General features: G+C 72.3%; 12 protein-coding genes and 2 pseudogenes. 9 read left to right on the forward strand and 5 right to left on the reverse strand.

Annotated features, from left to right (window positions below; all coding sequences use genetic code 11):
* The 5 genes and pseudogenes from RH94_RS41800 to RH94_RS01045 form a co-directional block, all read left to right on the forward strand.
* Nucleotides 1-847: serine/threonine-protein kinase (locus RH94_RS41800; protein ID WP_234425434.1), on the forward strand; the 847-nt coding region annotated here is incomplete at both ends.
* A 4-nt stretch (nt 848-851) separates the two neighbouring features.
* Nucleotides 852-1,327: pseudogene (locus RH94_RS41805) on the forward strand (serine/threonine protein kinase); the annotation flags it as partial.
* Between the two features lie 76 nt (nt 1,328-1,403).
* On the forward strand, nt 1,404-3,038 hold the full coding sequence (locus RH94_RS01035) for a serine/threonine-protein kinase (RefSeq protein WP_073945788.1): 1,635 nt from the start codon (nt 1,404-1,406) through the stop codon (nt 3,036-3,038).
* A gap of 115 nt (nt 3,039-3,153) precedes the next feature.
* On the forward strand, nt 3,154-4,767 hold the full coding sequence (locus RH94_RS01040) for a succinic semialdehyde dehydrogenase (protein WP_073945807.1): 1,614 nt from the start codon (nt 3,154-3,156) through the stop codon (nt 4,765-4,767).
* A gap of 44 nt (nt 4,768-4,811) precedes the next feature.
* A complete protein-coding gene (locus tag RH94_RS01045; protein ID WP_073945789.1) occupies nt 4,812-6,590 on the forward strand; it encodes a GMC family oxidoreductase N-terminal domain-containing protein in 1,779 nt (592 codons plus the stop codon).
* A 171-nt stretch (nt 6,591-6,761) separates the two neighbouring features.
* Here the strand turns inward: RH94_RS01045 and RH94_RS01050 are convergent, their stop codons facing one another.
* Nucleotides 6,762-7,841, reverse strand: a complete 1,080-nt coding sequence (locus RH94_RS01050) for an LPXTG cell wall anchor domain-containing protein (protein ID WP_073945790.1) — start codon at nt 7,839-7,841, stop codon at nt 6,762-6,764.
* A 351-nt stretch (nt 7,842-8,192) separates the two neighbouring features.
* Nucleotides 8,193-8,480: a chorismate mutase gene (locus RH94_RS01055; protein WP_073945791.1), complete on the reverse strand. Its 288-nt coding sequence runs from the start codon at nt 8,478-8,480 to the stop codon at nt 8,193-8,195.
* Nucleotides 8,481-8,829: 349 nt separating this feature from the next.
* Between RH94_RS01055 and guaA the strand changes: the two genes are divergently transcribed.
* The gene (guaA, locus tag RH94_RS01060; protein WP_073945792.1) at nt 8,830-10,410 is read left to right on the forward strand and encodes a glutamine-hydrolyzing GMP synthase; all 1,581 of its coding nucleotides are present in this window, start codon (nt 8,830-8,832) and stop codon (nt 10,408-10,410) included.
* A 19-nt stretch (nt 10,411-10,429) separates the two neighbouring features.
* On the opposite strand, the gene RH94_RS01065 is transcribed toward guaA, so the two are convergent.
* Nucleotides 10,430-10,903, reverse strand: a complete 474-nt coding sequence (locus RH94_RS01065; protein WP_073945793.1) for a pyridoxamine 5'-phosphate oxidase family protein — start codon at nt 10,901-10,903, stop codon at nt 10,430-10,432.
* Nucleotides 10,904-11,056: 153 nt separating this feature from the next.
* Here RH94_RS01065 and RH94_RS01070 point away from each other — a divergent pair, with 153 nt between their 5' ends.
* The 3 genes from RH94_RS01070 to RH94_RS01080 all read left to right on the forward strand — a co-directional run bounded on the left by RH94_RS01070 (nt 11,057) and on the right by RH94_RS01080 (nt 14,137).
* Nucleotides 11,057-11,851, forward strand: coding sequence for a class II aldolase/adducin family protein (locus RH94_RS01070; protein WP_073945794.1), 795 nt, complete (start codon nt 11,057-11,059; stop codon nt 11,849-11,851).
* A 259-nt stretch (nt 11,852-12,110) separates the two neighbouring features.
* Entirely contained in the window at nt 12,111-13,385 is a 1,275-nt protein-coding gene (locus tag RH94_RS01075) for a hypothetical protein (RefSeq protein ID WP_073945795.1), read from the forward strand.
* Between the two features lie 221 nt (nt 13,386-13,606).
* Complete coding sequence (locus RH94_RS01080) at nt 13,607-14,137, forward strand: DoxX family membrane protein (protein WP_073945808.1); 531 nt, start codon at nt 13,607-13,609, stop codon at nt 14,135-14,137.
* An 18-nt stretch (nt 14,138-14,155) separates the two neighbouring features.
* Here the strand turns inward: RH94_RS01080 and RH94_RS01085 are convergent, their stop codons facing one another.
* Complete coding sequence (locus RH94_RS01085) at nt 14,156-14,395, reverse strand: hypothetical protein (RefSeq protein ID WP_073945796.1); 240 nt, start codon at nt 14,393-14,395, stop codon at nt 14,156-14,158.
* A pseudogene (locus RH94_RS41810) lies at nt 14,382-14,725 on the reverse strand (LiaF domain-containing protein); the annotation flags it as partial. The gene RH94_RS01085 and the pseudogene RH94_RS41810, both read right to left, overlap by 14 nt.

Raw genomic sequence — 14,725 nt, forward strand, 5'->3', positions numbered from 1 at the left:
GACGCCGCCGAGGGCGCCCGTATCGGCATCGCCCTGCTGAGCGCGCTGCGCACGGCCCACGCCGCCGGTGTCCTGCACCGCGACATCAAGCCCGCGAACGTCCTGGTGGAGTCCGCCGGCGACCGGATCGTCCTCACCGACTTCGGCATCGCCCAGGTGGCCGGCGCCACCACGCTCACCGAGACCGGATCCTTCGTCGGCTCGCCGGAGTACACCGCGCCGGAGCGGATGTCCGGGGCCAGGACCGGCCCGGAGTCCGACCTGTGGTCGCTCGGCGCGCTGCTGTGCACCGCGCTCAGCGGTGAATCGCCGTTCCGGCGCGACTCGTTGGGCGGCATCCTGCACGCGGTCGTCTTCGACGAGATCCGGCCGCCCCCGCAGGCCGCGCCGATCCTGCCCGTCGTACGGGGGCTGCTGGAGCGCGACCCGGACCGGCGGCTGGCGGCGGACGAGGCCGAGCGGATGCTGCGGACCTTCCTGGAGTCGGGCCGCACGCCGGCGCCGCCGGCCCGCTGCACGCCCACGCGGCGCGACGTCCCCGTACCGCCCCACGCGCCCCGGCCGGTGCCCGCCGCACCGCCGGCGGCCGGCCCCGCGCCCCAGGAGCCCGGCCGGTACTCCACCCGGAGCGTGCTGGTCGCGGCGCTGCTGGTCGCCGCGGTGGCCGGGGCGGGCGTCTCGGCGGCGGCGCTGCTGATACGTGGAGGCGGCAACGACGGTGGTACGCGGACGACTTCGGCGCCGCGGACACCGGTGAGCACCTCGGCGGGCACCGCGTCCCGGTCGTCCACGCCGCCGCCGTCGGCCACTTCGCCGGCCGCCCCCGTCTCCACGGTCACCGTCACCCNNNNCCCGCCCCGCCCCGCCCCCCGCCGACGGCCCCACCGTGCCCCCGGGCCACCGCCTGGTCCGGGACCCGGGCGGCTTCACCGTCGCCGTACCGGACGGCTTCACCCGCAAGCCGCAGGGCGAGCGGGTCTTCTACATGTCGCCGGGGGAGGTCTTCCGCCTCGGCATCAGGATCGCCGCCCCGGAGGCCGGCGGCCCGCTCGCGGTGATGCGCCGCGCGGACGCCGCCGGACCGGTCGACAACCCCGGCTACCGCGACGGCCGGGTCACCGGCACCACGCACGACGGACACCCGGCCGCCCTTTGGGAGTTCACCTGGAACGGCTTCAGCACGGCGGAGGGCCCGCGGCACACCTACGACCTGTGCTGGGAGCAGGACGGGCGGATGTACGACGTATGGGTGTCGGCGCCGGTCGGCGAGGCGCGCGAGGCCAAGGAGCACTTCGACGCCGCGGTGGACACCTTCACGCCCGGGTAGGGCCCAGGTCACGGGTCGGTGACCGGACGGCCCCCCTGGTGGAGCCGACGGCGGGGGGCGCGATATGGATGGACCCATGAGCAACCACGGGGCCGCCCGCTACGGGGCCGACGAACCGACGAGTTTCGCCTTGCAACCGCCGAACCCGCAGGGGGCGGGCCCCCACCCGCACAACCCGTACGCCGTGCCCGCGCAGAACAGCGGCGACGGGCAGCCGCAGGACCCCGGCGCCGGGCGGCTGATCGGCGGGCGCTACCGGCTGCTCGCCAAGCTCGGCCACGGCGGCATGGGAACCGTGTGGCGGGCCAAGGACGAGACGGTGGACCGCGAGGTCGCCGTCAAGGAACCCCGCATCCCCGACCACCTTCCCGACCGTGAACGTGCCAACGCCTTCGAACGGATGCGCCGCGAGGCCCGCGCCGCCGCCCGGCTCGACCACCCCGCGGTCGTCAACGTCCACGACGTGGCCGTCGTCGACGGGCAGCCGTGGATCGTGATGGAGCTCGTGCAGGGCCGCTCGCTCGGCGCCGTCCTGCAGGAGGGCACGCTGGACGCCCGCGAGGCGGCCCGGACGGGCCTCGCGGTGCTCGGCGCGCTCGAGGCCGCGCACGCGGCCGGCATCCTGCACCGGGACGTCAAGCCGGACAACATCCTGCTCGGCCGGCACGACCGGATCGTCCTCACCGACTTCGGCATCGCCCAGATCGAGGGCGAGACCAACCTGACCGACACCGGCGGCTTCGTCGGCTCGCCCGAGTACATCGCGCCGGAGCGGGTGCTGGGGCAGCGGCCCGGCCCGGCCTCCGACCTGTGGTCGCTCGGTGTGGTGCTGTACGCGGCCACGGAGGGCGTCTCCCCGTTCCGCCGCAGCAACACCCCGGCCACCCTCCAGTCGGTCCTCAACGCCACGCCCGCGCCGCCGGCCGCCGCGCGGGGTCCGCTCGCCGAGGTCGTCAACGGCCTGCTGCACAAGGACCCGGCGCACCGGCCGGACGCCGCCCGGGTCCGCACCCTGCTGGAGGCGGCCGCCAACCCGCCGGCGCCGGCGCCCACGCAGGTGGTGCGGTCCGCCGAGGGCAAGGGGCTCTCCCCGGGACTCGGCCGCAAGGCGTGGCTCGGGCTCGGCGCCGCGGCCGTCGCGGTGGCGGTGACGGCGTACGTCCTGATCACGCGTCCGTTCGCGGGCCCGCTGCCCGAGGGCTGGACGACCCACCACGAGAAGGACGTCGCCGCGACGCTCGCCGTGCCGAAGGACTACCAGCGCGAGGTGCCGGACCCGAAGAGCACCGGCAAGAAGCACTGGGTGGCCTACAGCGACTGGAGCGGCAGCATCACGGTCCGGCTGGACCTGGTGAAGAAGTCGGAGGCCGGCAGCAGGGACATCAAGGACTCCGCCGCCGCCCAGATGTACCACGACAACGGCTCCTTCCAGGAGTACGGCGACTACGGCCTGGACATGCCGGAGAGCCCGAAGACCCAGCCCAAGGAGTCGACGTACCACGACAGGAAGGCCGCCGAGAACACGGTCGTCTTCACCACCACCGACCGCAACGCCCCGCTGCCGCGTGAGATGCGGTTCTTCTACTACAAGAGCTCCGCCGGCGACCTGTACAAGCTCACCGTCGGCTATCCCGGCAAGGGCGACTTCACCGAACGCGGCCGCGAGGTGGCGAGAGGGGCGATCGCCAACCTGGACATCGACCGCCTGTGACAACGCCCTGATCAGGGCATTTGTTGCCAGCGATCACTGGCGGCCCGCGAGCGCCCGGTGAATCCTCATTACCGACGGGTACACAAAGCCGCCGGTGCGGCATACCCTGCGCCTCATGACGGACGCGCAGGCCCCGGCGAAGACCGGCACGAATCCCCCGGCCCCCGCACCCGCGGGGGTCCGCACCGCCGCCGACGTGGTGACGCCCGAGCTGGTCGCCCGGCTCACCAAGGGCGTCGTCGGCTCCGGCCGGACCGCCAACCACACTCCGTTCACCGGGGAGACCCTCGCCGACCTGCCCGAGTCCACCCCCGAGGACGTCGCCCTCGCCTTCGAACGGGCCCGCGCCGCGCAGGCCGTCTGGGCGCGGGTCCCCGTACGGCGGCGCGCGGCCGTCCTGCTCCGCTTCCACGACCTGGTCCTGGAACGCCAGGCCGAGGTCCTGGACCTGATCCAGCTGGAGACCGGCAAGGCCCGCCTGCACGCGCACGAGGAGGTGCAGGCAGTCGCCGTCGCCGCCCGGCACTACGGCCGCCGCGCCGCCGCGTACCTGGGGCCCAAGCGGCACACCGGCGCCATCCCGGCCCTGACGAAGGTCACCGAACTGCGCCACCCGCGCGGCGTCGTCGGCCAGATCGCCCCCTGGAACTACCCCCTGGAGCTGTCGGTCGGCGACGCGCTCCCCGCCTTCGCCGCGGGCAACGCGGTGGTCATGAAGCCGGACACGGAGACCTGCCTCACCGCCCTGTGGGCCCGTGACCTGCTGATCGAGGCCGGGCTGCCCGCCGAGGTGTTCCAGGTCGTCATCGGCGACGGCCCGGTCGTCGGCCCCGAGGTCGTCCGGCACGCCGACTACGTCTCCTTCACCGGCTCCACCCGCACCGGCCGCGAGGTCGCCCAGGGCGCCGCCGCCCGCCTGATCGGCGTCTCCCTCGAACTCGGCGGCAAGAACGCCATGCTGGTCCTGGACGACGCGGACATCGAGAAGGCGGCGGCGGGAGCGGTCCGCGCCTGCTTCTCCTCCGCCGGCCAACTGTGCATCTCCATCGAGCGGTTGTACGTCCACGAGGCGATCGCGGACGCCTTCCTCGAGCGCTTCGCCGCCCGTACCCGGGCGATGCGGCTCGGCACGTCGCTGGCGTACGGCGCCGACATGGGATCGCTGGTCGGCGAGCGGCAGCTGGAGACCGTCGCGCGGCACGTGGAGGAGGCCGTCGCCAAGGGCGCCAGGGTGGTCGCGGGCGGCGTGGCCCGCCCGGACATCGGCCCCTACTTCTACGAGCCGACCATCCTCGACGGCGTCGAGGCCCCCATGTCCGTGTGCACCGAGGAGACCTTCGGCCCGGTCGTCTCCGTCTACCGCTTCACGACCGACGACGAGGCCGTCGAGCGCGCCAACTCCACGCCGTACGGCCTGAACGCGTCGGTCTGGACGAAGGACGCCCGCCGCGGCCGCGAGGTCGCCGCCCGGCTGCGCACCGGCACGGTGAACATCAACGAGGGCTACGCCCCCGCCTACGGCAGCGTCCAGTCGCCGATGGGCGGCATGAAGGACTCCGGCCTCGGCCGCCGGCACGGCTCCGAGGGCATCCTCAAGTACACCGAGGCCCAGACCATCGCCCACCAGCGGCTGCTGCCCATGGCCCCGTCGTTCGGCATGGACGACGAGAAGTACGCGGCGTTCATGAGCCGCAGCCTGAGGCTGATGAAGGCGTTCCGCTTCCGCTAGACGGCTTCCGCCGGACGGCACCCCGTTCTCGACGAGGAGAGTACGTGTCCCAAGACGGCTACGACTACGACGTCATCGTCGTCGGCTCCGGGTTCGGCGGCTCCGTCAGCGCGCTCCGCCTGACGGAGAAGGGCTACCGGGTGGGCGTGCTGGAAGCCGGCCGCCGCTTCACCCGCGAGAGCCTGCCGAAGAACTCCTGGGACCTGAAGAACTACCTGTGGGCCCCGAAGCTCGGCATGTACGGCATCCAGCGCATCCACCTGCTCGGCAACGTCATGGTGCTGGCCGGCGCCGGAGTCGGCGGCGGCTCCCTCAACTACGCCAACACCCTCTACGTACCGCCGAAGGCATTCTTCGACGACCCCCAGTGGCGGGACATCACCGACTGGCAGGAGGAGCTGAAGCCGTACTACGACCAGGCCCGGCGCATGCTCGGTGTACGGCTCAACCCGACCATGACCCCCTCCGACGTCCACCTGAAGGCGGCCGCGCAGCGGATGGGCGTCGGCGACACCTTCCACATGGCGCCGGTCGGGGTGTTCTTCGGCGACGGCGAGGACGCCGACGGCAGGGCGAGGGCAAGGGCGGGGGAGCGGGTCGCGGACCCCTACTTCGGCGGGGCGGGCCCCGACCGCAACGCCTGCACCGAGTGCGGCGAGTGCATGACGGGCTGCCGGCACGGTGCGAAGAACACACTGAACGAGAACTACCTCCACCTCGCCGAGAAGGCCGGCGCGGTGGTCCACCCCATGACGACGGTCGTGTCGGTCACGGACGACTCGCGGGGCGGCTACGCGGTCGCCGCACTCCCCACGGACCGCAGGAAGAAGGGCGCGGGCCGCCTCTTCACGGCACGCAGGGTGGTCCTGGCGGCCGGCACCTACGGCACCCAGACGCTGCTGCACCGCATGAGGGCGAGCGGCCGGCTGCCGTACCTCTCGCCCCGGCTGGGCGAGCTGACCCGTACCAACTCCGAGGCGCTGGTGGGCGCCCAGACCGACGACCGGCGCTACCGCAGGGCGACCGGCGAGCCGAGGGCGGACTTCACGCGCGGAGTCGCCATCACGTCCTCCATCCACCCCGACGAGAACACCCACATCGAGCCGGTCCGCTACGGCAAGGGGTCCAACTCGATGGGCGGCCTGTCGATCCTGCAGGTCCCGTACGCCGAGGGCTCGTCCAGGGTCGCGGCCTGGCTGCGCAACGCGGCGCGCCATCCGGTGCTCGTCCTGCGCTCGTTGTCCAACCGCCGCTGGTCGGAGCGCACGATCATAGGCCTGGTGATGCAGTCGCTGGACAACTCCCTGACGACGTACCTGAAACCGGACGGCGTCGGCAAGGGACTGCTCACCGCCCGCCAGGGCCACGGCTCGCCCAACCCCCAGCAGATCAGGGCCGCCACGGAGGGCGCCGCCGCGCTCGCCGCCGAGATCAACGGCTTCGCCGGTTCCAACGTGGGCGAGCTGATGGGCACCCCGCTCACCGCCCACTTCCTCGGCGGCTGCCCGATCGGCACCTCCCCCGAGACGGGCGTCATCGACCCGTACCACCGCCTCCACGGGCACCCCGGCATCTCGGTCGTGGACGGCGCGGCGGTCTCGGCGAACCTGGGCGTGAACCCGTCGCTGACCATCACCGCCCAGGCCGAGCGGGCGATGTCGTACTGGCCCAACAAGGGAGAGACCGACCCACGCCCGCCGCAGGGAGCGGCGTACGAGCGTCTGAAGCCGGTGGGGCCCCGGCACCCGGCGGTCCCGGCGGACGCCTTCGGCGCGCTGCGGCTGCCGTTCCTGGGGATGCCGGCGGTGCCGCCGAAGGAGTGACCGGGAAAAAAGTCACCGGGAAAGTCACCGGGAGAGTCACCGGGAGAGTCACCGGGAGAAGAGAAGGACCTGCGTCCCCCTCCTGACGCAGGTCCTTCTCTTCTCTTCTCGCCCTGGCGCAGGGCTCCACGCCATGTCACTCACGCGGAGCCCTGCGAGCCACGTGGCGCGTTACGCGATCACGCCCGCCTTGCGACGGCGCACGAGCACGATCGAGCCCGCACCGGCGACGACGGCGGCACCCGCGGCGAGACCGATCATCGGCAGGGCCGAGCTGGAGCCGGTGTTGGCCAGGCTGCCCTGGACCTTCGGCGTGGTGCTGTCCGGCTTGGTGTCGGTGATCGGGGCCTTGCCGCCTTCCTGCGGCTTGGTGCCACCGGTGTCCGTACCGGCCGAGACGATCTGGAACTTGTACGACGCGTAACCGAAGCCGATGCACTCGCCGTCGGCGCCGCTGTCGGGGTAGACGGTGACGCCGAACGAGAAGCCGGCGCCGACCGGGGCGTTGGCCTTCACGTTGACGCGCAGCGGGATGGTGACCTCGTAGTCGGGCTTGAGCTCGTCGGTGTAACCGACGAAGCCCTCCGCGTAGCCGCCGTCGTTGAGGTTCTCCCAGACCTTGTCATCGGGGTTCCAGGCCTGCACCTGGACCTGCTTGGTCTTGAAGACGTCCTCGCCGTACTCGTCGGCCGATGCCCCGACGAAGTAGCCGAGGTCGTTGAGCGTCGAATCGGAGTTGTTGGCCACGTTCATCGTGAACTTGTGCCAGCCGCTGCCCGCGGCGATCTTGCCCGGCAGGCCCTTGATGCTGACGTCGACCTTGGTGTCCTCACAGAAGACCGGCTCCTCCTCGTCCTCCTCCTCGGGGGGCTTGGTCTCTTCGGGAGCCGTCTCCTCGGGGGAGGTCGGGGTCTCTTCGGGGGACTTGGTCTCCTCAGGAGCCGTCTCTTCGGGGGACTTGGTCTCCTCGGGGGCGGTCTCTTCGGGGGACTTGGTCTCCTCGGGAGACGAGGTCTCTTCGGGGGACTTGGTCTCCTCGGGAGACGAGGTCTCTTCGGGGGACTTGGTCTCCTCGGGAGACGAGGTCTCCTCGGGGGACTTGGTCTCCTCGGGAGACGAGGTCTCCTCGGTGCTGAGGCTGGAGCTCTTCGAGGGTTCCTCGGACGCGAACGCGGCCGGAGCCGACAGCAGCGCCAGGGGGGCGATCACGGCCGTCGCGGCGGCGGCTGCCATGGCACGGCGAAGTTTCATGCAGACCTCGGTGAGTCAGTGCGTACTGCGGCGACGCAGCACGAACGTTGGAGAGGCCTCCGCGTGTGGGGGCCGCGGGTTGTGGCCTGGTTCTGCTGATGTGACCGAGGAGGTTGGTGAAAGGTTGCACTGTCCCTGACAGAAATTTTATGTGGCGTGAGTCACATGCGATGGGTCCGTGGGGCGACCGGCCCGCCGGCCGGCCCCGGGCGTCCCCGGAGCCGGCCGTCATCCGGGTGACCGGGCCGCTGTCCCCTGCCGTCCGGTCACTTCCCTGGAGCGAGGTCCCACGGCGCACGGGTGAGGCGCGGGCGGGATCCGGAGGGGAGGCCTCGGGCCGGGCAACCGGGTTCAGACCCGGCCGCGGCACAGCTCCAGCAGGGTCATCGCCAGGGCCGTGCCCGGCTTGCCCAGGGCCTCCCTGTAGTGGCCGAGGATCTCCATCTCGCGGGAGAGGTTCACGCGCCGGCCGCCGGAGGCGATCCGGGCCTCCTGGATGACGGCGGAGACGGCCATGCGTTCCTGGATCAGGCCGATGATCCGGTCGTCGAGCGTGTCGATGCGCTCCCGGGCGCCGGCGATCACGTTCGCGGCCTCGTCGGTGCGGGCGCCGGTCTTCTCCGTTGCGGTGGCAGTCATCTCGGGGGCTCCTCACTGGGTGGGTGCGGTGCCCCGGAACGGCAAGGACCGGAGAAACGCCAGACGCCCCGGACCTTGTCGGCCCGGGGCGCCTGGGAAGTCGCTTGGCGTTGGCTCAAGCAGCACGACCATGGCAGCCGGCGGGCCGGATGCCATAGGTAAAGAGGAAGGTCGAGTGCGCGAGCATGAGCCCAGTATGCCACGGTGCCTTCCCTCCCGCCGAGCCGGACGGTGGGCGGGCACGGGCGGGGCTCCGGAGGCGGAGCCCCCGGGGACGGGGCCCGGACCACGGCCACCTCGGTAGAATCGGCAATCACAAGCCACCCGCCCAACCGCCGGAAGGCACCCCGTGTCATCAGCGACCCCCGCTGCCGCCACCCCCGACACCGTCCTGGTCGTCGACTTCGGCGCGCAGTACGCCCAGCTCATCGCCCGTCGCGTCCGCGAGGCCCGGGTCTACAGCGAGATCGTGCCGAGCACCATGCCGGTGCGGGAGATGCTCGCCAAGAACCCGGCGGCGATCATCCTCTCCGGCGGCCCCTCCTCGGTGTACGAAGAGGGTGCCCCCCGCCTCGACCGCGAGATCTTCGAGGCCGGCGTCCCCGTCTTCGGCATGTGCTACGGCTTCCAGCTGATGGCCCAGGCCCTCGGCGGAACCGTGGACAACAGCGGCGCCCGCGAGTACGGCCGTACCGCCCTGGCCGTCTCCAGGCCCTCCTCCACCCTCTTCGAGGGCACCCCGGCCGAGCAGGACGTGTGGATGTCGCACGGCGACGCCTGCTCCGCCGCCCCCGAGGGCTTCTCCGTCACGGCCTCCACGGACGTCGTCCCGGTCGCCGCGTTCGAGAACGACGAGAAGAAGCTCTACGGCGTCCAGTACCACCCCGAGGTCATGCACTCCACGCACGGCCAGCAGGTGCTGGAGCACTTCCTGTACCGCGGCGCGGGCCTCAAGCCGAACTGGACCACCGGCAACGTCATCGAGGAGCAGGTCGCCGCGATCCGCGCGCTGGTCGGCGACCGGCGGGCGATCTGCGGCCTGTCCGGCGGCGTGGACTCCGCGGTCGCCGCCGCCCTCGTCCAGAAGGCCATCGGCTCCCAGCTGACCTGCGTCTACGTCGACCACGGCCTGATGCGCAAGGGCGAGACCGAGCAGGTCGAGAAGGACTTCGTGGCCGCGACCGGCGTCCAGCTGAAGGTCGTCGACGCCGAGGAGCGCTTCCTCACCGCGCTCAAGGGGGTCACCGACCCCGAGGAGAAGCGGAAGATCATCGGCCGCGAGTTCATCCGGGTCTTCGAACAGGCCCAGGCGGAGATCGTCGCGGACGAGGGCCCGGCGGTGGAGTTCCTGGTCCAGGGCACGCTCTACCCGGACGTCGTCGAGTCCGGCGGCGGCACCGGCACCGCCAACATCAAGTCGCACCACAACGTCGGCGGCCTGCCCGAGGACCTCGAGTTCAAGCTGATCGAGCCGCTGCGCCAGCTGTTCAAGGACGAGGTCCGCATGGTCGGCCAGGAGCTGGGCCTGCCGGAGGAGATCGTCCACCGCCAGCCGTTCCCGGGCCCCGGCCTGGGCATCCGGATCGTCGGCGAGGTCACCAAGGAGCGCCTGGACCTGCTGCGCGAGGCCGACGCCATCGCCCGCGAGGAGCTGACGGCGGCCGGCCTGGACCGGGACATCTGGCAGTGCCCCGTGGTGCTGCTCGCGGACGTACGGTCCGTCGGCGTCCAGGGCGACGGACGCACCTACGGCCACCCGGTCGTGCTGCGCCCGGTCTCCTCCGAGGACGCGATGACCGCCGACTGGTCGCGTCTGCCGTACGACGTGCTCGCGAAGATCTCCACCCGGATCACCAACGAGGTCCGGGACGTCAACCGGGTCGTGCTCGACGTGACCTCGAAGCCGCCGGGGACGATCGAGTGGGAGTGACCCCCTCCTTCTGAGGGGCTCAGGTCCGCCTGAGAGTGCGCACCGGCTCTCCGGGCCTCCAGACCTGGACGACCAGATACGCGTCGTCCTCCACGCGGGTCCTCACGACCTCCGTCAACTCGGTGCGGAAGAGGTGGAACGGCTGCGGCGGTTCCACCTCTTCCACGTACGCCCCCTTCACCGCGGGGTCCTCCACCTCGACCGCCCGCCCGGCGACCCGTACGTCGCCGCCGGCCATCGCGGTGCCCGGCCCCGGGTTCGCCTGCAGCGCGAACCTCGCGTCCCGGCGCAGGTCGAGCGCCTTGAGCGAGCCCGGCATCATGCCGAGCCACAACTCGCCGTGCAGGAAGCGCACCTCGAGGCCGGTGGTGCGGGGGGAGCCGTCCTTGCGCAGGGTCGCCAGGACGTGGTGCGTGAACGCCCCGAAGCGCTGCTCGACGGTCGTGGCCAGATCGGGTTCCGCCGCGGCGAAGGCCGCCCAGTTGGTCGCCATGCGGTGAGTCTCGCGCCGATACCCGACACCTTCTGTCGAGGTTTCGGGCGGCGGACCGCCGGAGTGCGGCATTTTTACGGAACAGCGCTCGTTTCCGGGCCCGACCGCCGGTAACTTCCGCCCCGTACACCGACCCCGCGCCGGAGGACCCCCATGCACGGCCCCACTCCGCCCCCGCCCCTGCCCACCGGGAAGCTGCGGTTCGCGATGCCGCCGATGCACGAGTCGGTGGAGGACGAACGCCGGCACCGCAAGGAACGGCTCGCGAGCGCGCTGCGGCTCTTCGGCAGGTACGGCTTCGAGGACGGCGTGTCGGGCCACATCACCGCCCGCGACCCCGAGTTCAGCGACTGCTTCTGGGTCAATCCCTTCGGAATGCCGTTCAAGCACGTCACGGTGAGCGACCTGGTGCTCGCCAACCAGGAGGGGCAGGTGATCGAGGGCGGCCACCACGTCAACCAGGCCGCTTTCACCGTGCACGCCCAGGTCCACGCGGCCCGCCCGGACGTCGTGGCCGTCGCCCACTGCCACTCGGTGCACGGCCGGGCCCTGGCTGCCCTCGGCGACCTGCTGGACCCCATCACCCAGGAGAGCTGCGCCTTCTACGAGGACCACGCCCTCTACGACGCGTACACCGGGGTCACCGTCGACGCGGAGGAGGGCCGCCGCATCGCGGCCGCGCTGGGCTCCCGCAAGGCGCTGGTGCTGCGCAACCACGGACTGCTGACGGTCGGCGACTCGGTGGACGCGGCGGCCTGGTGGTTCCTGTCCATGGAACGCTCCAGCCAGGTCCAGCTGACCGCCCGCGCGGCGGGCCGGCCGGTCCGGATCGACCACGACCTGGCGGTGGCGACCCGGGAGCAGCTGGGCGGGGACCTGGTCGCATGGATCAACTACCAGCCCCTGTGGCAGGACATCAGCCGCGCCGAACCCGACCTGCTGAGCTGAGCTGAGACCTGAGCCCTGGACCCTGAGCCCTGAGTCCTGGACCCTGAGCCCTGAGACCGTCCGGAGCCGCCTTGTCGACCCGGCCGCACGGACATACGCGCGGCCGGGTCAACAAGGCGGCTCCGGCTTCACCCGCGCTGACCGGGCCGGACCGGACCTGGCAGCCGGGGGCGGAGTGGGGTAGGGCACAATTCGCTGACGGCGTAGGGGTGTTGTCCGCGGATTCGCTGCGGGCTGACGGAGAAGGCGGGCGTCGGGCGTGGCGGTGCAGGAAGCGAGAGACGGTGCGGCGGCTGCCCACGGGGGCGGCTGCACGTGCGGGGACTGCCCGCACGGGGCGCGTGCGGGACACCGGCGGGCCGTCGCCGAATTCCTCCTCAAGCGGGACGAGTTCGCCGCCGGGCAGGGCCTGCCGGCGGCCGTGGCCCACTCGGCGCCGGCCTCCCGGCAATGGGTCTCGGAGGAGTTGACCCAGTCGGCGGAACTCGTCGCCGAACGCGGCCGGGCCGAGGGGCGGGCCTGGCTGGCCCGGCTGTGGCGCTGGACGGCGTACACGGTGTGGGCGGCGGTCGTGCTGCTGCTCCTGGTGCAGGCGCTGACGGCCGTCGGCGCGGGCTGGAGCTCCGCGCGGACGGCGGGGCTGCTCGCGGCGGTCGTGGTGGGCGGCGCGCTGACCGCCGCCTCCTGGTTCCACCGGGCGCGCGGCGGAGCGCTGGCTCCGGTCATCGGCGAGGACAACCGGCTGTCCACCTCGCGGGCGGTCGCCGCCGGGTGGGTGCTGTTCGTGGCGTACGCGGTGCTGGTCCTGGCGGGCCGGCTGGCGGCCGCCTCGGACCACGCGGAGCGCGACGCGCTGATCTCCGGGCTGGAGCTGGCCCGGGGCGCCGGTGTGGTCACCGTGCTCGCCGTGGTGTGCGGGATCGCGGTCCTGGTGCGGCGGGTCGTCGGGCTGCGGGTGCAGGAGCAGCGGCTGCAGAAGGTGCGGGCGGACCGGCCGCGCGCGGCCGACCTGCTGACCGACGACGCGGGACGGGGAACGTTCGCGGACATCCAGTACGTCGTGATCAGCGCCGTGGCCCTGGCCTTCGCGGCGGTCCGGCTGGCCCGGCGCCCCGACCAGCTGCCCGACCTGCCGTGGGGACTCGCGGTGGTGGTGCTGGTGTCGGCGGCGACCTACCTGGCGGGCAAGTACGCCGAGGGCGGGCGGCCGGTCGTCCTGTCGGTGGTCCGGGCCCGGGAGGCCGGGGACCTGGACGCGCCGATCCGCACCGGCGACGACATCGAGATCCGCGGCGCGGGCTTCGTCCCGCCGGGCGCGCAGGGGGCCGACCGGCTGGCGCGGATGGTGGTCCGCATCGGCGCGGTCAACGTGCACGTGCCCCTGGTCCCGGTCACGGGCGGCTTCAGCAACCCCACGGACACGGCACTGACCGTGCCCGTCCCGGCGGACGTCGAGCCGGGCCGGGTCGAGGTGCAGGTGGTGACGGCGGCGGGCGTGGAGACGAACCGGTACACGATCGACGTCACGGACTGACATCACGGACTGACGTCACGGATTGACTGCACGGAACGGCGACACGGAACGGCGACACCTCCACCTCCCGGTGGGCCGGGCACCTCGTACAGACGCGCCGAAGTCACGCGGAAGCCGGAAAAACGGCTTCGCGGGGTTGAGCGGGCCTCGCTCTGCATACGTATGGTCTGTTGAGAGGTAGATCACATAAATGGCACGGTGGTGAGAGGCGGCTGGTGGCGATGACTCACGGTGTTCGTACGGACACGCGTACTTTGTATGCCGATCGAGGCGGGACCTGGCGCGACACCGCCTCCCACTACGCCCTCCTTCCCCTCCGCATCTTCCTGGGCATCACCTTCACCTACGCCGGCCTCGACAAGCTCACCGACAGCGGCTTCATGAAGGACGTCGGCCCCGGGGCGATCGGCGACACGATGCGCGCGGTCCGCGACTCCTCCGCCATCCCCGCCCTGGTCGACCTGGCCCTGAAGAACCCGGTCGGCTTCGGCTACGGCATCGCCTTCGCCGAGCTGGCCGTCGGCCTCGGCACCCTCGTCGGCCTCCTCGGCCGTCTGGCCGCACTCGGTGGCGCGCTGATCTCCCTCAGCCTGTGGCTCACGGTCAGCTGGGCCAGCACTCCCTACTACTACGGCAACGACCTCGCCTATCTGATGGCCTGGCTGCCCCTCGTCCTCGCCGGTGCCCCGATGTTCTCCCTCGACGCCGCGTTGCGAGCGCGACGTCGGCGGTGGGCGGGGGAGTACGAGTAGCCGGCCGGGGGCGGCGGCTCAGCCGCTCCCTTCCGCCCCGGTCCTGACGGCGGCCGTGCGGCAGTCCCGGCGCCTGCGTACGGCCTTGGCCATGACCCCCACCGCGCCCGCCAGGCACAGGCCGCCCACGACCAGGGGTATCACCAGGAACCACGGAGCCTCCCAGGCGCCGCCCGCGTCTCCGGCGTAGACCACGCCCGCGCCGGTGAGGAAGATGCCGGCCACCAGTCTCCCGGGCTGGAACTCATGACGCAGCACGGCTCACCTCCGCCTGTCCCAGACCGACCTGAAGCTTGAGCTCCAGTGTCCCGGTGCCGCCCTTGCCGCCGGCAGCGGGGGGCAACGTCACCTTCTGGTGCCGGCCCGGAGCCACGTCCACGTCCTGTGAGCTCTCTCCCGGCAGCTGGATGTCGCCGACTCCCACGTCGATGGTCGCCCGCACGGTCACGCCCGGTGGCACGATCACCCTCAGCCGGCCGACCCCCACCTGTGCCGTCGTCGTCACTGTCTCTCCCTTGCCGGGGCGTAGCCGGGACAGGTCGAGTGTGCCCTCCCCGGTGCCGAGGTTGTACTTGCCCTGGACGTCCG

Source organism: Streptomyces kebangsaanensis (genome assembly GCF_001906585.1).
GTDB lineage: Bacteria > Actinomycetota > Actinomycetes > Streptomycetales > Streptomycetaceae > Streptomyces > Streptomyces kebangsaanensis.